Source organism: Burkholderia sp. Ac-20344, assembly GCF_017104975.1.
Lineage (GTDB): Bacteria > Pseudomonadota > Gammaproteobacteria > Burkholderiales > Burkholderiaceae > Burkholderia.
The window spans coordinates 17,912-43,304 of the sequence record NZ_JAAGPP010000073.1; the positions used below are offsets into that span (position 1 = coordinate 17,912).

Consider the following 25,393-nt stretch of genomic DNA (forward strand, 5'->3'; position numbering starts at 1 on the left):
GTGATCACTGATCGAGCACGAGCTTGATATCGAGCGGCGGAGTCGCGCGCACGAGGTTGACGCGTTTGACGCCCGTGGCCGGGGCATCCGCGTAGGCGAGGTAGTCGATCGTCCAGCCGTCCTGGCGGATCTGCTTGACGCGCGTACCGTCGGCCGGATCGCGCACCGTCTCCGCGGGCGTTGCGGGCGCGGGCGTCGGCAGCAGCCAGTAGCGCAGGCCCGCGAGCGGCAGTTCGAAGCCGAGCGTTTTCTGCATCAGGTCGCCGACGTCCGGCGCATATTGCGTTGGACGGTTCGGCAATTCGAGCGACGCCGCCTGCGGCGTCGATTTCACGACCGCGAGCGTCTGGCCGAGCGGGCTTCGCAGCTCGAGCGACACGTCGTTGCCGTGCTCCTGCCAGTCGAAGTTGCCGTACACGTTCTGCTGCTTGCCGAGACGGTCGTCGTACTGCACCGCGAAGCGGCCATGGTAAGCGTGCGTTGCGGCGGTCTGCAGCGGCGCGCCCGTCGGCGCGCTTGCCGACGGCGGCGTGCTCGCGCAGCCGGCGAGCACGAACGCCGCGCCGGCTGCGGCCAGCGTGCGCTGCGCGCGGGAGGACAGGGAAAACGTCGGGAACATCTGCATCAGAGACCGTCGATCTGGAGGCGTTTCAGCGTCTGCACGAGCGTGTCGTTGTCCGGCTCGAGCTTCTGTGCGGCCCGCAACGCGGAGCGCGCGTCGTCCTGCGCGCCGCTCTTCCACAGCACTTCGCCGAGATGCGCGCCGATTTCGGCGTTCGGCTGCAGTTCGTACGCGCGCCGCAGCACCTTCGCCGCACCGGCCGTATCGCCCATCCGGTACTTCACCCAGCCGAGGCTGTCCATGATGTAGGCGTCGTTCGGCGCGAGCGTCATGGCCTTGTCGATCAGCTTGCTGGCTTCAGGCAGCCGCTGGTTGCGGTCGGCGAGCGAATAGCCGAGCGCGTTGTACGCCTGCGGATTGTCGGGCTGCGTGCGGATCAGCTCGCGCAGCTGCTTTTCCATCGTCGTGTAGTGGCCGGTTTTTTCGGCCGCCATCGCGTAGTCGTAGCGCAGGTCGGGATCGTCGGGGAAGTCCTGGACCGCCTGCCCGAGCCGTGCCTCGGCTTCCGGATAGCGCTTCGCGGTAAACAGGATCGACGCGTCGGTGCGTGCGACCACGGCCGCATCGCGCGGATCCGTGATCGGCAGGTTGTCGAGCACCTTGCGCGCCTCGTCGGTCTTGCCCTGTTTCTGCAGCAGTTGCGCGCGCGTGATCTGCGCGGGGAGGTAGTGCTGGCTCGTCTGGTCGACCTTGTCGAGCCATTGCGACGCCTGCGCGTCGTTGTTCTGGTCGATCGCGATCTGAGCGAGGTAGATGTAGCCCTGGCCGACGTCGAGGTTCGGCTGCTTGTCGCCGAGCTGTACGTACTGCTTCAGGTAGCCGGTCGCTTCGTCGAGCTTCTTCTGCTGGATCTTGATCAGCGCGAGCGCCATCAGCGGCGTCGGATCCTTCGAGTCGAGCTTGCGCATCGTCTCGAACTGCTTCTGCGCGTCGTCGAGGCGATCGTCGGCGAGATAGAGCTGCGACAGCGCGAGCCGCGCATCGCGCGACTTCGGATTCTGCTGAACATACTTTTCGAACGACGCGATGCCCGCCGCGCGCTCCGCGGGGCCCATCTGCGACAGCATCAGGGCCGCCGGCAGGTAGTCGGGGCGGATCTGCAGCGCCTGCTTCAGCGACTGCGCGGCGCCGTCCTTGTCGTCGACCGCGAGCTGCTGGCGCGCGATCGCGAGCTGGGCCTCGGGCCGGTTCAGGTCGTTCTTCAGCATGTCCTTCAGCACCGCGAGGCCGCCGACGCGGTCGGGGCCGCGCACGAGCAGCGCCTGCAGCGCGAGGATCGCCGGGCCGCGCGTCTCGCCGGTCGCCCGGGCCAGCTCGCGCGCGAGCATCGGCTGCGCATCGGCAGGCTTGCCGGCGAGCACCAGCAGCGCGGCGTCGACCTGCGACGCGCGGTTTGAATCCGGTGCGTACTGGCGCCACAGGTTCGCGGCGGACAGCGCGTCGGCCGGGCTCTGCGCGCCGAGCGCGATCTCGGTCGCACGCTGCGCCATGCGCGGATCGCGCGTGTCGCGGGCGAGCGCGAGGTAGGTCTGGTAGGCCGGCGCGGGCTGGTTACGCTGCAGCGCGACTTCGGCAGCGAGCACCTGGTAGACGATCTGGCTCGTCAGCGGCACGCCGGGAAGATTCTTCTGCTCGTCCGGCATCACATGCTCGAACGCGCCCTGCGGCTCCGCGTCGTCCGATGCCGGATCCTGCGCGTGGGCCGGGAAGGCGGTGAGGGTCCAGGCGGCAAACAGCGCGGCGCCGAGTGCACGGCGGACCGGGAAGGCACGCACGCCGCGTTCGGCGGCGGGGCGCTTCTGAAGCAGCTTCGAGGGCAGGGTCATGGAAATCCGTTCGATGTTTCAACCGATTGTAACGCGCTCGCTACAATACACGCACGATCGTGAATCCAGCCTCAGACCAGCAAAACATGCCAGAGTTGCCAGAAGTCGAAGTCACGCGCCGGGGCATCGAGCCCTTTGTCGCGGGCCGCCGCGTCGAGCGTGTCGACGTCCGTACCGCGATGTTGCGCTGGCCCGTGCCGGCCGGGCTCGCCGAGCAGTTGCGCGCGCGCGAGGTGCTCGCCGTCGAGCGTCGCGGCAAGTACCTGCTGTTCGAGGTCGACGCGGGCTGGTTCATCGTCCACCTCGGCATGACGGGCACGCTGCGCGTGCTGCCCGCGGACGGCGTGCCGGTCGCCGCGAAGCATGACCACATCGACTGGATCTTCGACGAATTCGTGCTGCGATTCCGCGATCCGCGACGCTTCGGCGCGGTGCTGTGGCACCCGCGCGAAGCGGGCGACGTGCATGCGCATCCGCTCCTCGCGAGCCTCGGCGTCGAGCCGTTCTCGCCGGCGTTCACCGGTGCGCTGCTGCACGCGCGCACGCGCGGGCGCACCGTGTCGGTCAAGCAGGCGCTGCTCGCGGGCGACATGGTCGTCGGCGTCGGCAATATCTATGCGTCGGAAAGCCTGTTTCGCGCCGGCATCCGGCCGACAACGGCCGCCGGCAAGGTCTCGCTGCCGCGCTACGAGCGGCTGGCCGACGCGGTGCGTGCGACGCTCGCCGACGCGATCGAGCGCGGCGGCAGCACGTTGCGCGATTTTGTCGGCAGCAACGGCGAAAGCGGGTATTTTCAGCTCGACTGCTTCGTCTACGACCGTGCGGGCCAGCCATGCCGCGTATGCGGCACGCCGATCCGCCAGATCGTACAGGGCCAGCGGTCGACCTATTTCTGTCCGACCTGCCAGCGTTGAAACCTTTTTCCACGATTAGATAACTTGAAGCCGCCCCGCATCGCCCCCGCTCCGTTCCCCGTCACGCCGCTGCACCGCACGTTCGCTATGCGCCTGGTCGCGTGGCAGCGCGAGCATGGCCGCCACGATCTGCCGTGGCAGAACACCCGCGATCCGTACCGGATCTGGCTGTCGGAAATCATGCTGCAGCAGACGCAGGTGTCGACCGTCATCCCGTATTACACGCGCTTTCTCGAACGCTACCCCGACGTCGCCGCGCTCGCGGCCGCGCCGTCCGACGACGTGATGGCGCTGTGGGCCGGGCTCGGCTACTACTCGCGTGCGCGCAACCTGCACCGCTGCGCGCAGGTCGTCGTCGCCGAGCACGGTGGCGCGTTTCCGGCAACGCCCGACGCGCTGGCCGAACTGCCGGGCATCGGCCGTTCGACGGCCGCGGCGATCGCGTCGTTCGCGTACGGCGCGCGCGCGACGATCCTCGATGGCAACGTGAAGCGCGTGCTTGCACGGGTGTTCGGCGTCGAGGGCTTTCCGGGCGAGAAGCGCGTCGAGAACGACATGTGGGCGCTTGCCGAATCGCTGTTGCCCGACGCCGCGAACGCGGCCGACGTGAGCGCGTATACGCAGGGGCTGATGGATCTCGGCGCGACGCTGTGCATGCGCGGCAAGCCCGATTGTGCGCGTTGCCCGTTCGCGGGCGACTGCGTCGCGCAATCGACGGGCCGCCAGCGCGAACTGCCGGCCGCGCGACCGAAGAAAGCCGTGCCGACGCGCAAGACCTGGATGCTCGTGCTGCGCGACGGCGATGCCGTGCTGCTCGAGCGGCGGCCGCCGACCGGTATCTGGGGCGGGCTGTGGAGCCTGCCGCAAGCGGACGGCGATGCCGCGCTCGCGGAACTCGCGCGCGGCTTCGGCGGCGGCGGCACGATGCCGCTCGCGCCGCTCACGCACACGTTTACGCATTTCCGGCTCGAGATCGAGCCGCGGCTGAGCGACATGGCCGATGGTGGCGGCCTGCCTTCCGGTGCGCGGGATGCGGATACTGCCTGGGTGCCGCTGAGCCGGCTCGACGCGTATGGCGTGCCGGCGCCCGTGCGCAAGCTGCTCGATGCGTTGAGCGGGCCGCTGCTGTAACGAAGGGGGAGGGGCGCGCGCTCAAGAAAACGCCGGGCCGTCCCAAGTTTTCTTGCCCCCCCTCGGCGGGCCTGGCGCGAAGCGACGGGTCTGGGGACCTTTTATAACCAGCCGTGCCGGTCGAGCACGTGGTGCACGGCGTCGATGCGTGCGCCGACGTCCGGAAACTCCATCAGCTTCTGCCGCGCGCGCAGGTCGAGCGGCAGCAATTCCGCGAGGCGGTTCGACACCCAGCTCGGATCGTCGAGGCGGAACGGTTCGCCGAACGGCAGCTTGCCCGGTTCGGATTTCTTCAGCGCGTGGATGATGCGCTCGAGCACCTCGGCGCACGAGCCGAACTGCGCGAGCGTCTGCTCGCCTTCGAGCGGGATGTCGTCGGGCAGCGGCTCCGCGATGCCGACCAGCAGCCCGTTGCCTTCGACGCGATACGACAGCAGCTCGAAACGCTGCGTGCCGACCGCCTGCAGGTACAGCATGCCGAATTCACCGGTATCGCATTCGGTGATGCGCGCCATGCAGCCGATGGTTTCGGGCACCGACACGGCGCCGTCCTGCGCGACTTCGGGCCCGCTCTTCAGCAGGCACACGCCGAACGGCGCGTCGTCGCGCAGGCACGCGCGGGACATGTCGAGATAGCGCGCCTCGAACACCTTGAGCGGGAGCAGGCCCCCAGGAAACAGCACCGTATGCAGCGGAAACAGCGGCAGGTCGATCAGGGTGGTCGATAGGGAGGACATGGCGCGCGGGCGTTGGGGCGTGCGTCGCTAGGGTCGATCGACCTCGGAGACGAGCCGCGACGACGCGTCGACATCCACTGGCGCGTCACGATGCCGCACGATCACGTTCGCCTCGTGCGCAAGGCGCGCGGCGAGCGTTTCCGCGATGAACACCGAACGATGCTGCCCGCCCGTGCAGCCAATGGCGACGGTCAGGTAGCTGCGGTTGTCATCGCGGAAGTGCGGCAGCCATTTCATCAGGAACGCATGGATGTCGTCGATCATCTGGTGGACGATCGGCAGTGCGTCGAGAAAGGCGATGACCGGCTGGTCGAGCCCGGTGAGCGGGCGCAACTCGTGGTCGTAGTACGGATTCGGCAGCGCGCGCACGTCGAACATCAGGTCGGCATCGAGCGGCACGCCGCGCTTGAAGCCGAACGATTCGAACATCACCATCAGGTCGTTGTTCTTCTGCTCGATGAGGCGCTTGACCCACGTACGCAGCGCGTTCGCGCGCAGCGTGCTCGTGTCGATCTGGTGGCCGAATTCGGCGAGCGGCGCGACGAGGTCGCGTTCGCGCTCGATCGCTTCCTCGAGCGACGACAGCAGGCCGACGTCCGCGTCGTGCGACAGCGAGCCGGACAGCGGATGGCGGCGGCGCGTTTCGGAGAAGCGCTGGATCAGTGCCTGGGTGCTCGCGTTGAGGAACAGCACGCGCACGTCGTGCTCGCGCGACAGATCGCGGATCAGGCCGGGCAGTTCGTCGAGCGACGCGCTCGAGCGCGCGTCGATCGCGACCGCGAGCCGGTGCTGGCCCTCTCCGGCGAGGTATTGGGCGAGTTCGGGGAGCACGTGCGGCGGCAGGTTGTCGACGCAGTAATAGCCTGCGTCTTCGAGCGCGTTCAGCGCGACGGACTTGCCTGAGCCGGAGATGCCGGTGATGAGGACGATGCGCATGGGAAGCAGTGAATCCTGACGTTTCATCATAGCACCGGCTCGACGCGTCGGCGTTGCGTGCCCGGCGCGTGCGGGTTACACCAGTTTGCCGGGGAACTGACTGTCGGGATCTTGCATCGCGAGTCGTTGCCGATCCATGAAATCGCGCAACGTGTCGATTCCGCGCAACTGCAGGATCGTGTTCCGGACGGCCGCCTCGACGAGCACCGCGAGGTTGCGGCCGGCCGCGACCTGAATCGTGACCTTGCTGATCGGCAAGCCGAGCACGTCGACGGTCTGGCTTTCGAGCGGCAGGCGCTGGAATTCGCCGTCGGGGCGCCGGACGAGCTGGACGATCAGCTTCAGCTTCATTTTCCGCCGCACGGCGGTTTCGCCGAAGATCGTCTTGATGTCGAGCAGGCCGAGGCCGCGCACTTCGAGCAGGTTCTGCAGCAGCGGCGGGCAGCGCCCTTCGACGAAATCGGGGCCAAGTCGGACGAAATCGACCGCATCGTCGGCGACGAGGCCGTGGCCGCGGCTGATCAGCTCGAGGCCGAGTTCGCTCTTGCCGAGGCCCGAATCGCCGGTCAGCAGCACGCCCATCCCGAGGATGTCGATGAACACGCCGTGCAGCGTCGCGCGCGGCGCGAGGATCCGCGACATGTAGAGCCGCAGGCTGTCGATCACCGCGGCGGCCGACATCGGCGTCGTGAACAGCGGGGTCGACGAGCGCGTGCAGCGCAGCACGAGTTCGGGCGGCGCCGCGGCGCCGCCGGCGACGACGAGGAATGGCGGTTCGAGCGCGATCAGCTCGGCCATGTGGCGCGAGCGGTCTTCGTCGGTCTGCCGCTGGTAGTAGTCGATTTCGGCTTCGCCGAGCACCTGGATCCGGTTCGGGTGGATCAGGTTCAGGTGGCCGACGAGGTCGGCGCTCGAGGTTGCATTGCCGACGGTGTCGGCCGAAAAGCCGCGCTCCCAGCCTTCATGCCCCGTCAGCCAGCTCAGTTTCAGCGTGGCGGCGTTGTCGTCGAAGATGCTCTGGGCGTTGATGCTGGACGTATCCATGACTCTCGTCACTCCAATGGGCCGGTGCGTGCGCGTGGCGACGGGCGTCGCCATGCCGGGCCGGCGCCGGGCGGCCCTGAACGGCGGCGTGTGCCGCCGCGTACGGGAAAATATTCCGCCCGGATCAACTCAAGGTTGCCACTGAGTGAGCAGGCGATGCAACTCGGCGATATCCGTTTCGTTGTGCAGACGCTCGCGCGCGTCGCGATCGGACAGCAGTTGCGCGATTTCCGACAGGATCTCGAGGTGCTGCTGGGTGGCTTGCTCGGGCACGAGCAGGAAAATCAGGAGGCCGACCGGCTGGCCGTCGGGGGCTTCGAACGGGATCGCGTCGGCGAGCCGGACGAACGCGGCGAGCGGGTGCTTGAGACCCTTGATGCGCCCGTGCGGAATCGCGACGCCTTCGCCGAGCCCGGTCGAGCCGAGGCGCTCGCGCGCGAACAGATTGTCCGTGACGGTGCTGCGGGCGATGCCGTTCTGATTCTCGAACATCAGTCCGGCTTGTTCGAACACGCGTTTCTTGCTGGTGACTGAGAGGTCGATGACGACGTTCTCTATGGGCAGGATTTTGGCTAGGCGATTCATGTTGGCAGGCGATTAGGCGGCCTGGGGTCTCCTTGCGGCGGCAGACTGATTACCCATGTTCGGCGATATCAAGGCGTTCGGCATCGGCAACCTGCAAGGCAGCTACCGCATCCAGCGCCCCCCGGCGATAACCGGAACATTATAGAGCACAGCCGCGTGCGTGGCGCAGCGCGGACGGACCGGTTGCACCACTGCGCGGAGTCGCAAAAAAAACGCCCGGCGAACCGGGCGACGTGTGTGTTGCGGTGAAGGTTACTGCGGCGGCAGTTCGATCTGGTCGATCGACGGTTGAAGCTTGATCGGGTCGTGCGCGTGCGTTTGCAGGCGCTCCATGTGCTTGACGACCTGGCGGTCCAGCTTGTCGATCAGCAGGTCGATCGCCGCGTACAGGTTACCGTTCGCGCTTTCGACGAAGATGTCCTTGCCCTTCAGGTGCAGGTTGATTTCCGCGCGCTGCTGCTTGTCCTTTTCCTTGTGGTTGTCGACCGAGAGGATCACAGTGCCATCGATCACCTGATCGCTATGCCGTAGCACCCGGTCCAGCTTGGTGATCACGTATTCGCGAATTGCAGGCGTGACTTCGAGATGATGTCCACTGATCTTCAGGTTCATAGTGCTTCTCCAAGCGAGTGACCACGCGGCCGCATCGAGGCGGCGCTCCGGTCGACTTGCCCGTGCCGCACGAGACGGCGTATCGCGGACAGGTCGCCCGGCCTGTTCCCCGTATGCGCGGTGGCCGGAACACGCCTGCCGCCGGGCAGGCAGCAGGCTTAAAGAGACTTGCGCAGATTCACTGCCGGGATCTTGAGGGCTTCGCGATATTTCGCAACCGTGCGGCGCGCGACCACGAAACCCTGTTCTGCCAGCAGCTCGGCAATGCGGCTGTCCGAAAGTGGCGCTTTTGGGTCTTCAGCTCCTATCAGTTGCTTGATGAGGGCTCGGATGGCAGTCGACGATGCGGCGCCTCCGGTGTCGGTCGAGACGTGAGATCCGAAGAAGTACTTAAATTCAAGCGTCCCGAACGGGGTCAGCATGTACTTCCCGGTTGTCACACGGCTGACAGTCGACTCGTGTAGGCCCAGCGTATCAGCTATTTCCCGCAAAACCAAGGGGCGCATGGCAATTTCACCGTGCGCAAAGAAGTTCTTCTGACGCTCGACAATAGCCTGTGCGACACGCAGGATCGTGTCGAATCGCTGCTGAATGTTTTTGATCAGCCAGCGTGCTTCCTGGAGCTGTTGCTTGAGCGAACCGGCCGACGGATCGCCGCGGCTGTTGCGCAGGATGTTCGCGTAGAGGTTGTTGATCCGCAGGCGCGGCACGACCTCCGGATTGAGCTCCGCGAGCCATCCCTGGCCGGCCTTCTTCACGATGATGTCGGGCACGACGTAGTCGGCCTCGGCCTTGCCGTACGCGGCGCCGGGGAACGGCTCCAGCGAGCGGATCAGCATGTGCGCGTCGCGCAGCGCGTCGTCGCTCGCCTTCAGGTGCTTGCGCAGCCGCGTGAAGTCGCGGGCGGCGAGCAGTTCGAGATGCTGCGACACGATCTCGAGCGCGAGCGTGCGTGTCGGGGACGGATCGAGGCGCAGCAACTGCAGCTTCAGGCACTCGGATGCCGAGCGGGCACCGACCCCGGCCGGGTCGAAGCTGTGCAGCAGCGCGAGCGCCGCGTTCAGTTCGTCGCAGTCTATCTCCAGCTCGGGCGGCAGGTCGGCGAGCACTTCGTCGAGCGTGGCGGTCAAGTAGCCGTCGTCGTCGAGCGATTCGATCAGGAACATCACGAGCGCGCGATCGCGCGGGCCGGCCTGCGTGACGCGCAACTGCGCGGACAGGTGGTCGCGCAGCGACGTCGCCGCTTCCTGCACCTGCAGCGGCGGGAGGTCGTCGTCGTCGGACGCGCCGCTCGAGCGGCCGAATTCGTCGAGGTTCCACTGCGGGCCGTCGTTGCCGTCGCCGGACGCATAACTGTCGTATTCGTCCGCGCCGGCCGGCTCGTCACGCTCGGCGCGGTCGCTTGACGAACTGCTGCTATTTGTCGCAGCAGGCTCGGTGTTCTGTGCGGGAGGCGTCTGCGCGATCAACGATCCGTCCGCTGCGACCCGCAGCGGGCTCGCGATCCATTCGTCGTCGTTCTCGAGCAGCGGATTCTGCGCGACGGCCATCGCGACTTCCTGCTGCAATTCGAGCGTCGACAACTGCAGGAGCCGGATCGACTGCTGTAGCTGGGGCGTCAGCGCCAGATGTTGCGACAGGCGGAGTTGAAGGCTGGCTTTCATGGCAAGGAGGGAGTCATACCGGCAGTTTGCCACGACCCAGGCGCGTTGAGCCATCCGCGATTACGCGCGGCGCGCCGCCTGGCCGCGGGCATGGCCGCGAAGCGGGGCGCGGCCCCGCGCGGCGATGCCGGGCGGGGTGCAGCCAGCCACGAGGGAGAGTTACATCCGGAAATGTTCGCCGAGGTACACGCGGCGTACGCTTTCGTTTTCGATGATTTCGCTCGGCGCACCGGCGGCGAGCACCGAGCCGTCGCTGATGATGTAGGCGTGGTCGCAGATGCCGAGCGTTTCGCGGACGTTGTGATCGGTAATCAGCACGCCGATGTTGCGCTGCTTCAGGAACTTGACGATCTTCTGGATCTCGAGCACCGCGATCGGGTCGACGCCGGCGAACGGTTCGTCAAGCAGGATGAAGTTCGGGTTGGTTGCCAGCGCGCGTGCGATTTCGACCCGGCGCCGCTCGCCGCCCGACAGCGACAGCGCGGGATTCTCGCGCAGGTGGCCGATCTGCAGCTCGTCGAGCAGCGCTTCGGTGCGCGACGAGATCGCGTCCTTCGACAGCCGCTTGCCGTCTTCGCCGTACTGCAGCTCGAGCACCGCGCGGATGTTCTCCTCGACGGTCAGCTTGCGGAACACGGACGCTTCCTGCGGCAGGTACGACAGGCCGAGCGATGCGCGCTTGTGGATCGGCAGCAGGCTGATCGAGCTGCCGTTCAGCGAGATCTCGCCCGCGTCGAGCGGCACGAGGCCGACGATCATGTAGAACGACGTGGTCTTGCCGGCGCCGTTCGGGCCGAGCAGGCCGACGACTTCGCCGCTCTTCACGTCGAGCGACACGTCCTTGACGACCGTGCGCGAGCCGTAGCGCTTCTTCAGGTTGCGGACGACGAGCGAGCTCGTGGTGCCGGCCGGCTGGCGGTTCGGTAGCGCGTTCATTGGCCCGGCGCCCCCTGGATCGTGGTCGACGGCGACAGCTTCGCCGGCGCGCCGTTCAGCGGCGCGGGGCCGCCGTTCTTCGGCGACAGCATCGCGCGCACGCGGCCGTTCGGGTTGCCCGGCGCGGCGACGTCCTTGCCGCCCTTCGCGGTGTAGAAGTCGCGCTGGCCGTCGTACGTGATCACGCTGCCGTGCACGGTATCGGCGACAGTCGACGTGCCCTGCAGGCGGCGCACGGTCGCGGCGGTGGTCAGCGTGGTCAGGTCCTGCTTGCCGTCGTAGTCGATGCGCTCGGCGTCGCCGTCGATGTACTCGTCGAGGCCTTCGCGCTTCTGGCGGAACGTCGCGTGCTTCTTGCCGCTGCCGAACGAGGTGGCGTACTGATAGCCTTCCGGGTCCTGGCGCACTTCGACGCGATCGCCCTTGATGATGATCGTGCCCTTCGTGATCACGACGTTGCCGGTCGCGACCGTGACCTGCTTCAGATCGTCATAGGTCAGGTTGTCGGCCTCGACGTTGATGGGCTTGTTCTGGTCGGCCTTCTCGGCATGGGCGAGCGGCGCCAGCCCGACCAGCGGGAGCGCCACGAGCGTCGCGGCAAGCGCGGCGCGGACGGCGCGCGCAGCGCCGCCGGAAATCTGTCGAGGGAACGGTTCGTTCATGCAGTCACGTGAGGGAAGCGTCACTTGGGTTGACCTTTCGAGCCGCCGGACGTGTCCGCCGCGGCAATCGTGCCGCGCACGTTGCCGTAAAGCTCGATGACCCGGGTGACGTTGTTGTACTTCATGCCGTCGGTCGCGTTGACGAGCGACAGGCCGCGCTGAAGTTTAACCGGCTTTTCGGTCTGGATCACATCGTCATTGACGAAGATCCGGAAATGCTGGGAATCGGCCTGCATCTGCGGATCGCCGCCGCCGGCCGCGCGCAGGATACGCGCGTCGTCGTACAAGTCGACGATCGACACGTCGCCGTTGACGGTGCCGCGCTTCGCGGTGGTCGTCACGACCGGCTTGCCGGGCTGGAACGCGCGCATGGCCGGATCGGTCAGGTCGCTGTTTTCGGTGTCTTCGTAATGGATCAGCTTCGCGGCCGTCAGCCGGTACTGGGTCGAGCCGGACTGGTCGAGCTCGGTGACCGAGAAGTTGTCCGCGAAATAGTCGGGCGTATGGCGCTTCGGCTGCACGGTACCTTCACCGGGCGGCGGCAGCGTGGCCTGCAGCAGCCACCAGGTGATGCCCGCGAGCGCGGCGACCGCGGCGAGCGGCAGCAGCTGGGTCCAACGGAAATGCGAGTTCATCCGTCAGGCTCCGCAGGCGGCTGCGAGCAGCGCGTCGTAGCGGCGCTGCGCGCGCAGGAGCGCGTCGCAGACTTCGCGCACGGCGCCCTGGCCGCCGCGGGCCTCGGCCACCCAGTGCGCGCGGGCGATCACCTCGGGGTGTGCGTTCGCGGGGGCCGTCGCGAAGCCGCAGCGCAGCATCACGGGCAGGTCGGGCCAGTCGTCGCCCATGTACCCGCACTGGTCGGCGGTGAGGCCGAGCGAGGCGATCAGGTCCGCGAACACGGCGAGCTTGTTCTCGACCCCCTGGAACAGGTGGGCGATCTTCATTTCCTTCGCGCGCGCCGCGACGATGTCCGAGCGGCGGCCCGTGATGATCGCGGTTGCGATGCCGGCTTCGCCGAGCAGCTTCACGCCGTGGCCGTCGAGCGAATTGAACGACTTCATCGTGTCGCCGGCCGCGGTAAACAGCAGGCCGCCGTCGGTCAGCACGCCGTCGACGTCGAAAATCATCAGCTTCACGCGGCTTGCGCGTTCGGCCGCAGTCAGCGCTGCGCTCATCAGATCACCTTCTTCGAAAACAGGTCGTGCATGTTCAGCGCGCCGATCAGCACGCCGTCGGCATCGACCACCAGCATCTGGTTGATCCGGTGGCGCTCCATCAGTTCCACGGCCTCGACCGCCAGGTGATCCGGCGCAACCGTGCGCGGGTTGCGCGTCATGACATCGGTGATCGGCAGCGTGCGGAAGTCGCCGTCGCGCGCGAGCACGCGGCGCAGGTCGCCGTCCGTGAAGATGCCGGCGACCTTGCCGTCGGCATCGACCACGGCGGTCATGCCGAGGCGCTTCGCGGTGATCTGGAACAGGGCGTCCGACAGCGTCGCGTCGAGCCCGACGGACGGGACGTCGTCGCCCGAGCGCATCACGTCGCGCACATAGGTGAGCAGGCGCCGGCCGAGTGCGCCGCCCGGGTGCGAGCGCGCGAAATCTTCCGAACCGAAGCCGCGCGCGTCGAGCACGGCGACGGCGAGCGCGTCGCCGAGGGCGAGCGCGGCGGTCGTGCTCGCGGTGGGCGCGAGGTTCATCGGGCACGCTTCCTTTGCGACCGCGGCATTCAGGTTCACGTCGGCGAGTGTGCCGAGGCTCGATTCCGCGCGGCCCGTGATTGCGATCAGCTTCGCGCCGATCCGCTTCACGAGCGGCAGGATCGCGACGAGTTCTTCGGATTCGCCGGAATAGGAGATGCCGATGAAGACGTCGTCGGAGGTGACCATCCCGAGGTCGCCGTGGCTGGCCTCGGCAGGGTGGACGAAGAAGGCCGGCGTGCCGGTGCTGGCCAGCGTGGCCGCGATCTTGCGGGCGATATGCCCCGATTTGCCGATGCCGGACACCACCACGCGGCCGCGGCAGCCGAGCAGCAGCGCAACGGCCTGGACGAAGCCGCCGTTGAGCTGGTCGCGCAGCGCGCGCACGGCGTCCGCCTCGATGTCGAGCACGTCGCGGGCGAGCGCGAGCGCCCGATCATCATTGATTTTCGCTATCATGCGCGGAGTATAGCAAAGGCGTTTGTTCGCCGCGCCGGGCCTTCGGACTCGTCCGATGTCGCCTGACCACCGCCACCACCCGCGCCCGCATTGCCGTGGCCCCGACGAACGAGGACGCTTCGCCCGTGATTTCCCCGCTCGAAATGACCCTGCTGCTGCTGCTGGCCTCAGTGGTGGGCGTCGTCGTATTCCGCTCGTTGAACCTGCCGCCGATGCTCGGCTACCTGACCGTCGGCATCCTGGTCGGCCCGCATGCGTTCGGCATCGCGGAAGATCTGGAGCGGGCCGAGCATCTCGCGGAATTCGGCGTGGTGTTCCTGATGTTTTCGATCGGCCTCGAGTTCTCGCTCGCGAAGCTGAGGGCGATGCAGCGGCTCGTGTTCGGGCTCGGGCTGCTGCAGGTCGTCGCGACGCTCGTGCTCGCAGTCGTGCTTGGCTTCCTGTTCGAGCGCTGGGTGCACATCACGTGGCAGGGCGCCGTCGCGCTCGGCGGCGCGCTCGCGATGTCGTCGACGGCGATCGTGTCGAAGATGCTCGCCGAGCGGCTCGAGATCGAGACCGAGCACGGCCGCAACATCTTCGGCGTGCTGCTGTTCCAGGATCTCGCGGTGGTGCCGCTGCTGATCGTGATCGCCGCATTCGGCGCCGAATCGTCGAAGGACCTCGCGATCACGCTCGGCTTCGCGGCCGTCAAGATCGTGATCGCGCTTGCGCTGCTGCTGATCGTCGGCCAGCGCTTCATGACGCGCTGGCTCAACGTCGTCGCGCGGCGCCGCTCGCAGGAGCTGTTCGTGCTGAACCTGCTGCTCGTCACGCTCGGCGCCGCGTTCATCACCGACCGCTTCGGCCTGTCGCTCGCGCTCGGCGCGTTCATCGCGGGGATGCTCATTTCCGAGACGCCGTTCCGCCATCAGGTGGAGGAGGACATCAAGCCGTTCCGCGACGTGCTGCTCGGCCTGTTCTTCGTGACGACCGGGATGCTGCTCGATCCGCGCGTGATCTGGGAGCACCCGTTCCTCGTGCTCGGTTTCTTCGTCGGGCAGATCCTGTTCAAGGGGACGATGATCGCCGGGCTCGCGCGGCTGTTCGGCGCGACGCCGGGCGTCGCGATGCGCACCGGCATCGGGCTCGCGCAGGCCGGCGAATTCGGCTTCGTGCTGCTGAACCTGATCCTCGACCGGCATCTCGTCGATTCGACGCTGTTGCAGGCGATCCTCGCGTCGATGCTGCTGTCGATGCTCGCCGCGCCGTTCCTGATCCAGAACGCCGACCGGATCGTGATGCGGCTGTCGTCGACCGAATGGATGCAGCAGTCGCTGCAAATGACGCGGATCGCGACGCAAAGCCTCAAGCAGCGCGGCCACGTGATCATCTGCGGCTACGGCCGCGCGGGCCAGAACCTGGCGCGGATGCTCGAACAGGAAGGCATTTCGTACGTCGCGCTCGACCTCGACCCCGATCGCGTGAGCGCGGCCGCGGCGGCCGGCGAATCGGTCGTGTTCGGCGACGCGGCGCGCCGCGAGTCGCTGCTCGCGGCCGGTATCCACCGCGCGGCGGCGGTGGCGATCACCTACGCGAACACGCCGTCCGCGCTGCGCGTGCTGCATCACGTGCACGAGCTCGAGCCGACGCTGCCCGCGATCGTGCGCACCGTCGACGATGCCGATCTGGAGAAGCTGCTCGCGGCCGGCGCGACCGAGGTGATTCCGGAGATCGTCGAGGGCAGCCTGATGCTCGCGTCGCACACGCTGGTGCTGGTCGGCGTGCCGATGCGCAAGGTCGTGCGGCGCGTCGAGGAAATGCGCGACGAACGCTACAGCCTGCTGCGCGGCTATTTCCGCGGCGCGGACGACGCGGACGACGACGACCACGAGCAGGTGCGGCTACAATCGGTGCCGGTCGATGCGCGCGCGGACGCGGTCGGGCGTTCGCTGGAAGAACTCGGGCTGTATGCGCTCGGGCTCGAAGTCACGGCGATCCGCCGGCACGGCATCCGCGGCGTCGAACCCGATCCGCAGACCAAGCTGCGCGCGAGCGACATCGTCGTGCTGCGCGGGCTGCCCGAGGCGCTCGCGCTCGCGGAGGAGCGGCTGTCGCGCCATCGACGCGATCCGCCAGCCGCGGCCGCCTGAGCCGGGCTCGGTTTGATAATCCGACCCGTATTGATTCGAAACGGTGCCCGATCTTCGCGCACCGTTTTTTTCGGAGAGTTTCATGCCGCATTCGTCGCCGGGCGCACCGCTCGATCCGGTCGCCTTCATCCACAGCCAGATCCGCACGGTGCCCGACTGGCCGCAGCCGGGCGTGATGTTCCGCGACATCACGACGCTGCTGCAGAGCCCGAAGGCGCTGCGCATCCTCGTCGACCTGTTCGTCGAGCGCTATGTCGATGCGAAGCTCGACTATGTCGCGGGCCTCGACGCGCGTGGCTTCATCATCGCGCCGATCGTCGCGTACGAACTGAGCGTCGGCTTCGTGCCGATCCGCAAGGTCGGCAAGCTGCCGTACAAGACGCGCTCGGAATCGTACGACCTCGAATACGGCAGCGCGACGGTCGAGATCCATGAGGACGCATGCCGCCCCGGCGACCGCGTGATCATCATGGACGACCTGATTGCGACCGGCGGCACGATGATGGCGGGGCGCAACCTGCTGCAGCGGCTCGGCGCGGAAGTGGTCGAAGGCGCGGCGATCATCGACCTGCCCGATCTCGGCGGCTCGGCGCTGCTGCGCAACGCGGGGCTACCCGTCTATACCGTCACCGAATTTGCCGGCCACTGAACGCCGGCCTGCCTGAATCCACCTGAATTCACGTTAGCAGCGAGGTCACGATGCCCAACTTCATGCTGTTTCTCGCCACGTCGATCGCGATCACGTTCGCGCCGGGGCCCGACAACCTGCAGGTGCTCGCGCGCGGCATCTCGCAGGGCCGCGCGGCCGGCTTCGTCGCCGCGCTCGGCTTCACCGCCGGGATCCTGTTCCACACGACGCTCGCGGCGCTGGGCGTCGCGGCCGTGCTGCGTTCGTCGCCGGTCGCGTTCGAGATCCTGAAGCTCGCGGGCGCCGCGTACCTCGTGTGGATCGGCATCAAGGCGCTGCGCAGCCAGGGCCTCGCGAATGCGCATGCGCGTCCGCCGCAGCCGCTCGGCACGATCTTCCGGCAGAGCGTGATCGGCAACCTGATGAACCCGAAGGTCACGCTGTTCTTCGTCGTGTTCCTGCCGCAGTTCGTCGATCCGCGCGGCGGGCAGAGCGTGACGCTGCAGATGTTCGAACTCGGCGCGTTGTTCATGCTGCAGACGGCCGCGATCTTTTCGCTGTTCGGCGTCGGCGCAGGCATGATCGGCGCGTGGCTGAAGCGCCGCCCGAAGGCTGGCGTGTGGCTCGACCGGATCGCCGGCGCGACGTTCATCGCGATCGGTATCCGCGTCGCGCTGAAGGACTGATCGCGATGACGTTTCCGTGCATTGCGGCCGCGCGCCGCTTCGATCCGGCCGCGCACCTGCGTTTCGAGATCGCCGGCCAGGCGGTCGGCTGGGTGCGCCGCCAGGACGTCGCCATGCTCGCCCGCTGGCCCGACGTGTTCGAGCTGACCGCTGAGCGCGTCGCGCTGTCGGCGCGCTACGACTCGGTCGACGCACGCAGCATGGCGCTGGCGAGCGCAATCGGCGCACTCGCGGCCGAAGGCGCGATTCCCGGCTGGCGCGACGAGATCTACGCGATCCGCAACCGCTTCGACGATCCGCCGCTCGCGTACATCGAGCGCGCCGCGTCGCGCTTCTTCGGCACGCAGACTTATGCGGTGCATCTGAACGGCATCGTAGAATATGCGGTTGCGCCGGGCGAAACGTCCGCCGCGGCCGTCCCGCAGATGTGGCTCGGCCGCCGCAGCGAGACCAAGGCAACCGACCCCGGCATGCTCGACAACGTCGTCGCGGGCGGGATCGGCTGGGGCCTGGGCGTTCACGAGACGCTCGCGAAGGAATGCTGGGAAGAAGCCGGCATTCCGGCCGAACTGGCCGCGCGCGCGATCGCGGGCCGCGCGGTGCAGGTGCTGTGCTCGCTGCCGGAAGGCACGCAGTCCGAACTGATCTTCGTGTACGACCTGCCGCTGCCGCGCGATTTCGCGCCGCGCAACCAGGACGGCGAAGTGGCCGAGCACCTGTTGGCCGGCGTGCCCGAGGTGATCGGCTGGCTGCGCGCCGGCCGCGCGACGATGGATGCGAGCCTCGCGACGCTCGACACGCTGCTGCGCCACCGCTGGATCCCGGCGGCCGACGCGGCGGGCATCGACGCACTGTTCGCACCGGCCGCGTGACGCGTGCCGCGCACGCAGTCCGGCGGCGCGAACGGGCAATTTGACGAATACGGAAACGAAGGGAGTAGCGGTCATGCCGACCGATCACAGCTTTATCTTGAAACTGTCGTGCCCCGACCGGCACGGCATCGTCCATGCGGTCTCGGGCTTCCTGTTCGAGCGCAGCAACAACATCCTCGATTCGGCGCAGTTCGGCGACAGCCGCACCAGCGAATTCTTCATGCGCGTGCACTTCGAGCAGGACGGCGGCGGCGCGGATGTCGCGACGGCGCTCGACACGCTGCGCAAGGAATTCGCGCCGCTCGCCGAACAGTTCTCGATGCGCTGGGAACTGCACGACGCGGCCGTGAAGCCGCGCGTCGTGATCATGGTGTCGAAGATCGGCCACTGCCTGAACGACCTGCTGTTCCGCTATCGCACCGGCCAGCTGCCGATCGAGATTCCGGCGATCGTGTCGAACCACAAGGAGTTCTATCAGCTCGCCGCGAGCTACAACATCCCGTTCCATCACTTCCCGCTGATCGGCGGCTCGTCCGATGCCGCGAAGGCTGCACAGGAAGCGCGCGTGCTGGAAGTGATCGACGAGCACCAGGCCGATCTCGTCGTGCTTGCGCGCTACATGCAGATCCTGTCGCCGAACATGTGCGAGCAGCTCGCCGGCCGCGCGATCAACATCCACCATTCGTTCCTGCCGAGCTTCAAGGGCGCGAAGCCGTACTACCAGGCGTTCGATCGCGGCGTGAAGCTGATCGGTGCGACCGCGCACTACGTGACGACCGATCTCGACGAAGGCCCGATCATCGAGCAGGAAGTCGAGCGCGTCGACCACAGCATGACGCCCGACCAGCTGACCGCGATCGGCCGCGACGTCGAGTGCGTGACGCTCGCGCGTGCGGTGAAGTGGCACGTCGAGCACCGGATCGTGCTGAATGGCACGAAGACGGTCGTGTTCCGCTGATTTGCCGGGCGCGGGCCATCCGGCCCCCGGATCGCGGGCTTCCACAAGCAAAAACGCCGCGCCCTTCACGGGCGCGGCGTTTTTTATCGCTTTGACGCGCGGGCTGCTTCAGATCAGCCGCAGCAGGTACAGCTCGCGCTTCAGGTACGCATAGAAGATCGGCGCGGCGATCACGCCCGGCAGCCCGAACGCGGCTTCCATGATCAGCATCGCGAGCAGCAGCTCCCACGCACGCGACTCGATCTGGCCGCCGATGATCTTCGCGTTCAGGAAGTATTCGAGCTTGTGGATGACCACGAGGAACGCCAGCGACGCGATCGCGGTGCCCATGCTGACCGACAGCGACACGGCGACGATCAGCGTGTTCGAGATCAGGTTGCCGATCACGGGCAGCAGCCCGACGATGAACGTGACGAGCACGAGCGTTTTCGACAGCGGCAACCGCTGGTGGAAGATCGGCAGGGCGACGAGCAGGTAGATGCCCGTGAACACCGCGTTGATCGCCGAGATCTTGATCTGCGCGAACACGATCCGGCGGAATGCGTCGGCGAAGCGCGACACGCGCGTGACGAGCGCCGTGGACAGTGGCCGGCGCACCTTGCCGTGCTCGACGCCGATCGCGATCATCGCGCCGATGATCATCCCGAACAGCACGTGGCCGAAGCCGCGCGCGACGCTCTTGCCGCTTTGCTGGAGCTGGTCCATGTGCGAGTGCATCAGCACGGCGGCCTTCGTCTTCATCTGCTCGACGTCCACGGGCAGCAGGCTCGCAATCCAGGCCGGCGTGCGTGCGCGGGTCTGCTCGACGATCTGCATCAGCTGGTCGAGCAGGCTTTGCAGGTTCGGCACCGTGCGCTCGAAGTGTTCGATGATGCCGATCGTCAAGCCCGTCAGTGCGCCGACGATCGCGATCGCCAGCAGCACGACGGCGACCCAGCGCGCGCGCATGCTCGTGGTGTGGCGTTCGATCACGGGGGCGATCGTGTGGATCAACTGGTAGACGAGCAGGCCGGCCAGCAGCCCGCCGAGCAGCTTGAGCTCGATCACGAGCCACATGGCGACGATCGCGAACGCATAGCTGCCGATCTCGAGTGCTGACAGCTTCGGCAGGCTGAAGTCACTCGTCAGCCGCACGCTGCGCAGGTGCGGTTCGCGATTCTGCGCATCGCGCGACGAGTCTGGTTGCTTCTCCATCATGGATTCCTGTCGTTCGTGTGTCATGCCGCGGAATGCGCGGCAGAGCCGTGTTCGCCCGGCGCTGCACCGGATTGGTGCGTGCGGCGAACCTTACGACCGTAAAGTATAGCCGCCATTATGGTCCGCAACGGGGCCGTTTGGCGCGTGGTGTAAACGCAGAAGGGAAAACGAGAGGAGACCGGTTGCGCGGTGCGGAGAGGGGGCGCGCGGCCGGGCGGCCGCGCGCGGGAGGGGAGGGGCGGCGGGAAGCGTCAGCCCGCGGCGACCTTGCGGGTCGGACGCTTGAGCAGCGGTGCGAGGTACTTGCCGGTAAAGCTCGCTTTCGTCTTCGCGACCTGCTCGGGCGTGCCCTGCGCGATGATCTGGCCGCCGCCGGCACCGCCTTCGGGGCCGAGGTCGATCACCCAATCGGCCGTCTTGATCACGTCGAGGTTGTGCTCGATGATCACGACCGTGTTGCCCTGGTCGCGCAGCCGGTGGATCACTTCCAGCAGCAGTGCGATGTCGTGGAAGTGCAGGCCGGTGGTCGGTTCGTCGAGGATGTACAGCGTGCGGCCGGTGTCGCGCTTGGACAGTTCGAGCGACAGCTTCACGCGTTGCGCCTCGCCGCCCGACAGCGTCGTGGCCGACTGGCCGAGGCGGATGTAGCCGAGGCCGACGTCGAGCAGCGTCTTCAGCTTGCGCGCGATGACCGGCACCGCACTGAAGAACGCGTACGCGTGCTCGACGGTCATGTCGAGCACTTCGCTGATGTTCTTGCCCTTGTACTGCACTTCGAGCGTTTCGCGGTTGTAGCGCTTGCCGTGGCACACGTCGCACGGCACGTAGACGTCCGGCAGGAAGTGCATTTCCACCTTCAGCACGCCGTCGCCCTGGCACGATTCGCAGCGGCCGCCCTTCACGTTGAACGAGAAGCGGCCCGGATCGTAGCCGCGCTCCTTCGAGGTCGGCACGCCCGAGAACAGCTCGCGGATCGGCGTGAACAGGCCCGTATACGTAGCCGGGTTCGAGCGCGGGGTGCGGCCGATCGGCGACTGGTCGACGTTGATCACCTTGTCGAAGTGCTCGAGGCCTTCGATCGCCTCGTGCGGCGCCGGCTCGGCCGACGAGCCGTACAGGTGGCGCGCGACCGCGTGATACAGCGTGTCGTTGATCAGCGTCGACTTGCCGGAGCCCGACACGCCGGTGATGCAGGTCAAGAGGCCGACCGGCAGCTCGAGATCGACGTGCTTCAGGTTGTTGCCGTGCGCGTCGACGATGCGCAGCATCCGCTCGGGATCGGGTGCGATCCGCTCGTCCGGGTATTCGATCGTGCGCTTGCCGACCAGGTACTGGCCGGTGAGCGACTGCGGGTTCGACTGCACCTGCTTCGGCGTGCCTTCGGCCACCACCACGCCGCCGTGCTCGCCGGCGCCCGGGCCCATGTCGACGACATAGTCGGCCGTGCGGATCATGTCCTCGTCGTGCTCGACGACGATCACCGAGTTGCCGAGGTCGCGCAGGTGCTTGAGCGTCGAGATCAGGCGGTCGTTGTCGCGCTGGTGCAGGCCGATCGACGGCTCGTCGAGCACGTACATCACGCCCGTGAGGCCCGAGCCGATCTGCGACGCGAGCCGGATGCGCTGCGCCTCGCCGCCCGACAGCGTTTCGGCGCTGCGCTCGAGCGACAGGTAGTCGAGGCCGACGTTGTTCAGGAACGTCAGGCGCGCGACGATTTCCTTGATCACCTTGTCGGCGATCTCGCGCTTCGCGCCGTCGAGCGTCAGGCCGTCGAAATAACCGAGCGCGTCGCGCAGCGGCCAGCCGCTGATTTCATAGATGCCGCGCGCGTAGTCGCCGGTGCCGACCCGCACGTGGCGCGCCTCGCGGCGCAGGCGCGTGCCGTCGCACGACGGGCACGGCTGGTTGTTCTGGTACTTCGACAGTTCTTCGCGCACCGCGACCGAATCGGTCTCGCGGTAGCGGCGCTCGAGGTTCGGGATGATCCCTTCGAACACGTGTTCGCGGATCGTCGTGCGGCCGCGCTCGTTGATGTACGAGAACGGGATCGTCTGCTTGCCCGAACCGAACAGCAGCACCTTCCGGATCTTTTCCGGCAGGTCCTCGAACGCGGCGTCGATATCGAATTCGTAGAAGGCTGCAAGACTCTGCAGCATCTGGAAGTAGAACTGGTTGCGGCGGTCCCAGCCCTTCACGGCGCCGGCGGCGAGCGACAGCGACGGGTGCGCGACGACCCGCTTCGGGTCGAAGAACGTGATCTGGCCGAGGCCGTCGCATTCCGGGCACGCGCCCATCGGGTTGTTGAACGAGAACAGGCGCGGCTCGAGCTCCTGCAGCGAGTACGAGCAGATCGGGCACGCGAACTTCGAGCTGAACAGGTGCTCGTGGTCGGACTCCATCTCGAGCGCGATCGCGCGGCCGTCGGCGAGGCGCAACGCCGTCTCGAACGACTCGGCGAGGCGCTGCTTCATGTCCGGGCGCACCTTCAGGCGGTCGACGACGACGTCGATCGTGTGCTTGTCGTTCTTCTTCAGCTTCGGCAGCGACTCGACCTCGTAGATCTTCGCGACGCCTTCGTTCGCGGTGCCGCCGCCCGAGCGCACGCGAAAGCGCACGAAACCCTGCGCCTGCATGTCCTCGAACAGCTCGGCGTGCTCGCCCTTGCGGTTCGCGACGACGGGCGCGAGGATCATCAGCTTCGTTTCCTCGGGCAGCGCCAGTGCGGCGTCGACCATCTGCGACACGCTCTGCGCTTCCAGCGGGATGTCATGGTCGGGGCAGTACGGCGTGCCGACACGTGCGAACAAAAGTCGCAGGTAGTCGTGGATTTCCGTGACCGTGCCGACGGTCGAACGCGGGTTGTGGGACGTCGCCTTCTGCTCGATCGAGATCGCGGGCGACAGGCCTTCGATCAGGTCGACGTCGGGTTTCTCCATCAGTTGCAGGAACTGGCGGGCATACGCGGACAGGCTTTCGACGTAGCGGCGCTGGCCCTCGGCATAAAGGGTATCGAACGCGAGCGACGATTTCCCCGACCCGGACAGCCCGGTAATCACGACCAGCTTGTGGCGCGGCAGGTCGAGATTGACGTTTTTCAGGTTGTGGGTACGCGCCCCACGGATACGGATCTGTTCCATGAACCTGGCGAAAATGGAGGGAACCAAACCTGCTACTATAACGGCTTTTCGAGGCCGTCGTTTGGGGCCCCCAGCCTTAGCAGCAGGTGGCAGCAAGGCGGCGCCTGCGCCGGGAAAGCGGCCGCGCCGCGCGGTTCCGGGCGGCCTGCGGGTTGCCTGAATCCTGCCCCGACGTGTCGCCCGCCAAGCCTCCCGGGCCGCTGGTCCTGATCTTCCGCCGCCCGGTGTCGGGCGGACATTCCGATCATTCGAAATTCATTCCCGATGTCCAATCCGTCTGCCACGTCTTCCCGCATGACTGCGCCCGAATTGCGCGCGACCACGTCGCTCGCCGCGATCTTCGCGCTGCGCATGCTCGGCCTGTTCATGATCATGCCGGTGTTCTCGGTCTACGCGAAAACCATCCCGGGCGGCGACAACGTGCTGCTCGTCGGCATCGCGCTCGGGGCCTACGGCGTCACGCAGTCGCTGTTCTACATCTTCTACGGCTGGGCGTCCGACAAGTTCGGCCGCAAGCCGGTGATCGCCACGGGCCTCGTGATCTTCGCGATCGGCAGCTTCGTCGCCGCGTTCGCGCACGACATCACGTGGATCATCGTCGGCCGCGTGATCCAGGGCATGGGTGCGGTGTCGTCCGCGGTGCTCGCGTTCATCGCCGACCTGACCTCCGAGCAGAACCGCACGAAAGCGATGGCGATGGTCGGCGGCTCGATCGGCGTGTCGTTCGCGGTCGCGATCGTCGGTGCGCCGATCGTGTTCCACTGGGTCGGGATGAGCGGGCTGTTCGCGATCGTCGGCGTGCTGTCGATCCTCGCGATCGGCGTCGTGCTGTGGATCGTGCCCGACGCGGCGAAGCCCGTGCACGTGCCCGCGCCGTTCGCCGAGGTGCTGCACAACGTCGAGCTGCTGCGCCTGAACTTCGGCGTGCTGGTGCTGCACGCGACGCAGACGGCCCTGTTCCTCGTCGTGCCGCGTCTGCTCGTCGACGGCGGCCTGCCGGTCGCCGCGCACTGGAAGGTCTACCTGCCGGTGATGGGGCTCGCGTTCGTGATGATGGTTCCGGCGATCATCGTCGCGGAAAAACGGGGCAAGATGAAGCCGGTGCTGCTCGGCGGCATCCTGGCTATCCTGATCGGCCAATTGTTGTTGGGCAGCGCGCCGCATACCATCCTGATTGTGGCGGCGATTCTTTTCGTTTACTTCCTTGGTTTCAACATCCTGGAAGCGTCGCAGCCGTCGCTCGTGTCGAAGCTCGCGCCCGGTTCGCGCAAGGGCGCGGCCACGGGCGTCTACAACACCACGCAGTCGATCGGGCTCGCGCTCGGCGGCATCGTGGGCGGCTGGCTGCTGAAGCACGGCGGCGCGAACACCGTGTTCTACACGTGTTCTGGGCTCGTGGCCGCGTGGCTTATAATCGCGGCCAGCATGAAAGCGCCGCCGCGCAAGGCCTGAACTCACTTTTGGCAGGTACCGGCGGCGTTCGCCGGCTTGCCCGGCGGGCCGCCCCGACAGCATGAGCGGGCGGCCCGGCATCGAATTTACTGGAGAAACACATGGCATCCGTCAACAAGGTCATCCTCGTCGGCAATCTCGGCGCCGATCCTGAAGTCCGTTACCTGCCGAGCGGCGACGCGGTTGCGAACATCCGTCTCGCGACGACCGACCGCTACAAGGACAAGGCAAGCGGCGATTTCAAGGAAATGACCGAGTGGCATCGCGTCGCGTTCTTCGGCCGTCTGGCGGAAATCGTCAGCGAATACCTGAAGAAGGGTTCGTCGGTCTATATCGAAGGCCGCATCCGCACGCGCAAGTGGCAGGGCCAGGACGGCCAGGATCGTTACTCGACCGAAATCGTCGCCGACCAGATGCAGATGCTCGGCGGCCGCGGTGGTGCGGGCGGCGGCGGTGGTGGCGGTGACGAAGGCGGTTACGGCGGCGGCTACGGTGGTGGTGGTG

General features: G+C 67.1%; 24 protein-coding genes. 9 read left to right on the forward strand and 15 right to left on the reverse strand.

Annotation, left to right across the window (positions count from 1 at the left end; translation table 11 throughout):
- Nucleotides 1-4: 4 nt before the first annotated feature.
- Together lolB and G3N64_RS22135 are read right to left on the reverse strand one after the other, a co-directional pair.
- Complete coding sequence (gene lolB, locus G3N64_RS22130) at nt 5-625, reverse strand: lipoprotein insertase outer membrane protein LolB (RefSeq protein WP_205785824.1); 621 nt, start codon at nt 623-625, stop codon at nt 5-7.
- Nucleotides 625-2,448: a tetratricopeptide repeat protein gene (locus G3N64_RS22135; RefSeq protein ID WP_205785825.1), complete on the reverse strand. Its 1,824-nt coding sequence runs from the start codon at nt 2,446-2,448 to the stop codon at nt 625-627. The genes lolB and G3N64_RS22135 overlap by 1 nt, the downstream gene beginning before the upstream one ends.
- 86 nt (nt 2,449-2,534) lie before the next feature.
- Between G3N64_RS22135 and mutM the strand changes: the two genes are divergently transcribed.
- Nucleotides 2,535-3,362, forward strand: coding sequence for a bifunctional DNA-formamidopyrimidine glycosylase/DNA-(apurinic or apyrimidinic site) lyase (gene mutM / locus G3N64_RS22140; protein ID WP_166965048.1), 828 nt, complete (start codon nt 2,535-2,537; stop codon nt 3,360-3,362).
- A gap of 24 nt (nt 3,363-3,386) precedes the next feature.
- On the forward strand, nt 3,387-4,493 hold the full coding sequence (gene mutY, locus G3N64_RS22145) for an A/G-specific adenine glycosylase (protein ID WP_205785826.1): 1,107 nt from the start codon (nt 3,387-3,389) through the stop codon (nt 4,491-4,493).
- A 101-nt stretch (nt 4,494-4,594) separates the two neighbouring features.
- Here the strand turns inward: mutY and G3N64_RS22150 are convergent, their stop codons facing one another.
- From G3N64_RS22150 to kdsD, 11 genes are all read right to left on the reverse strand, one after another.
- On the reverse strand, nt 4,595-5,230 hold the full coding sequence (locus tag G3N64_RS22150) for an LON peptidase substrate-binding domain-containing protein (protein ID WP_205785827.1): 636 nt from the start codon (nt 5,228-5,230) through the stop codon (nt 4,595-4,597).
- A 27-nt stretch (nt 5,231-5,257) separates the two neighbouring features.
- The gene (gene rapZ, locus G3N64_RS22155; RefSeq protein ID WP_205785828.1) at nt 5,258-6,166 is read right to left on the reverse strand and encodes an RNase adapter RapZ; all 909 of its coding nucleotides are present in this window, start codon (nt 6,164-6,166) and stop codon (nt 5,258-5,260) included.
- 75 nt (nt 6,167-6,241) lie between these two features.
- Complete coding sequence (gene hprK, locus G3N64_RS22160; RefSeq protein ID WP_011353227.1) at nt 6,242-7,210, reverse strand: HPr(Ser) kinase/phosphatase; 969 nt, start codon at nt 7,208-7,210, stop codon at nt 6,242-6,244.
- Between the two features lie 129 nt (nt 7,211-7,339).
- Nucleotides 7,340-7,795, reverse strand: coding sequence for a PTS sugar transporter subunit IIA (locus G3N64_RS22165; protein ID WP_006491636.1), 456 nt, complete (start codon nt 7,793-7,795; stop codon nt 7,340-7,342).
- Nucleotides 7,796-8,047: 252 nt separating this feature from the next.
- The gene (gene raiA / locus G3N64_RS22170; protein ID WP_006477786.1) at nt 8,048-8,407 is read right to left on the reverse strand and encodes a ribosome-associated translation inhibitor RaiA; all 360 of its coding nucleotides are present in this window, start codon (nt 8,405-8,407) and stop codon (nt 8,048-8,050) included.
- Nucleotides 8,408-8,565: 158 nt separating this feature from the next.
- Nucleotides 8,566-10,071 (reverse strand): RNA polymerase factor sigma-54, encoded by a 1,506-nt coding sequence (locus tag G3N64_RS22175; protein ID WP_205785829.1) that lies wholly within the window; start codon nt 10,069-10,071, stop codon nt 8,566-8,568.
- 159 nt (nt 10,072-10,230) lie between these two features.
- Entirely contained in the window at nt 10,231-11,007 is a 777-nt protein-coding gene (lptB, locus tag G3N64_RS22180; RefSeq protein WP_059233172.1) for an LPS export ABC transporter ATP-binding protein, read from the reverse strand.
- Nucleotides 11,004-11,669 (reverse strand): lipopolysaccharide transport periplasmic protein LptA, encoded by a 666-nt coding sequence (gene lptA, locus G3N64_RS22185; protein WP_006483139.1) that lies wholly within the window; start codon nt 11,667-11,669, stop codon nt 11,004-11,006. Before lptA ends, lptB begins: the two co-directional genes overlap by 4 nt.
- 20 nt (nt 11,670-11,689) lie before the next feature.
- Nucleotides 11,690-12,304, reverse strand: coding sequence for an LPS export ABC transporter periplasmic protein LptC (gene lptC, locus G3N64_RS22190; RefSeq protein WP_205785830.1), 615 nt, complete (start codon nt 12,302-12,304; stop codon nt 11,690-11,692).
- Between the two features lie 3 nt (nt 12,305-12,307).
- On the reverse strand, nt 12,308-12,844 hold the full coding sequence (locus G3N64_RS22195) for an HAD family hydrolase (protein WP_205785831.1): 537 nt from the start codon (nt 12,842-12,844) through the stop codon (nt 12,308-12,310).
- Entirely contained in the window at nt 12,844-13,827 is a 984-nt protein-coding gene (gene kdsD, locus G3N64_RS22200) for an arabinose 5-phosphate isomerase KdsD (protein ID WP_205785832.1), read from the reverse strand. Before kdsD ends, G3N64_RS22195 begins: the two co-directional genes overlap by 1 nt.
- Nucleotides 13,828-13,952: 125 nt before the next feature.
- Here kdsD and G3N64_RS22205 point away from each other — a divergent pair, with 125 nt between their 5' ends.
- The 5 genes from G3N64_RS22205 to purU all read left to right on the forward strand — a co-directional run bounded on the left by G3N64_RS22205 (nt 13,953) and on the right by purU (nt 19,103).
- Nucleotides 13,953-15,959 (forward strand): monovalent cation:proton antiporter family protein, encoded by a 2,007-nt coding sequence (locus G3N64_RS22205; RefSeq protein WP_205785833.1) that lies wholly within the window; start codon nt 13,953-13,955, stop codon nt 15,957-15,959.
- 82 nt (nt 15,960-16,041) lie between these two features.
- Complete coding sequence (locus G3N64_RS22210; RefSeq protein ID WP_205785834.1) at nt 16,042-16,608, forward strand: adenine phosphoribosyltransferase; 567 nt, start codon at nt 16,042-16,044, stop codon at nt 16,606-16,608.
- Between the two features lie 50 nt (nt 16,609-16,658).
- Nucleotides 16,659-17,273, forward strand: coding sequence for a LysE family translocator (locus tag G3N64_RS22215; RefSeq protein WP_205785835.1), 615 nt, complete (start codon nt 16,659-16,661; stop codon nt 17,271-17,273).
- 5 nt (nt 17,274-17,278) lie between these two features.
- Entirely contained in the window at nt 17,279-18,145 is an 867-nt protein-coding gene (locus tag G3N64_RS22220; protein WP_205785836.1) for a DUF4743 domain-containing protein, read from the forward strand.
- Nucleotides 18,146-18,218: 73 nt separating this feature from the next.
- Entirely contained in the window at nt 18,219-19,103 is an 885-nt protein-coding gene (gene purU / locus G3N64_RS22225) for a formyltetrahydrofolate deformylase (RefSeq protein ID WP_027789109.1), read from the forward strand.
- 108 nt (nt 19,104-19,211) lie between these two features.
- Here the strand turns inward: purU and G3N64_RS22230 are convergent, their stop codons facing one another.
- Nucleotides 19,212-20,297: an AI-2E family transporter gene (locus tag G3N64_RS22230; RefSeq protein ID WP_205785837.1), complete on the reverse strand. Its 1,086-nt coding sequence runs from the start codon at nt 20,295-20,297 to the stop codon at nt 19,212-19,214.
- 254 nt (nt 20,298-20,551) lie between these two features.
- Nucleotides 20,552-23,437, reverse strand: coding sequence for an excinuclease ABC subunit UvrA (gene uvrA, locus G3N64_RS22235; protein WP_205785838.1), 2,886 nt, complete (start codon nt 23,435-23,437; stop codon nt 20,552-20,554).
- 264 nt (nt 23,438-23,701) lie between these two features.
- On the opposite strand from uvrA, the gene G3N64_RS22240 reads away from it, so the two are divergent.
- Both G3N64_RS22240 and ssb read left to right on the forward strand, forming a co-directional pair.
- The gene (locus G3N64_RS22240; RefSeq protein WP_059489870.1) at nt 23,702-24,889 is read left to right on the forward strand and encodes an MFS transporter; all 1,188 of its coding nucleotides are present in this window, start codon (nt 23,702-23,704) and stop codon (nt 24,887-24,889) included.
- 101 nt (nt 24,890-24,990) lie between these two features.
- Nucleotides 24,991-25,393 (forward strand): single-stranded DNA-binding protein (ssb, locus tag G3N64_RS22245; RefSeq protein ID WP_205785839.1); only part of this gene is annotated, 403 nt, incomplete at its 3' end.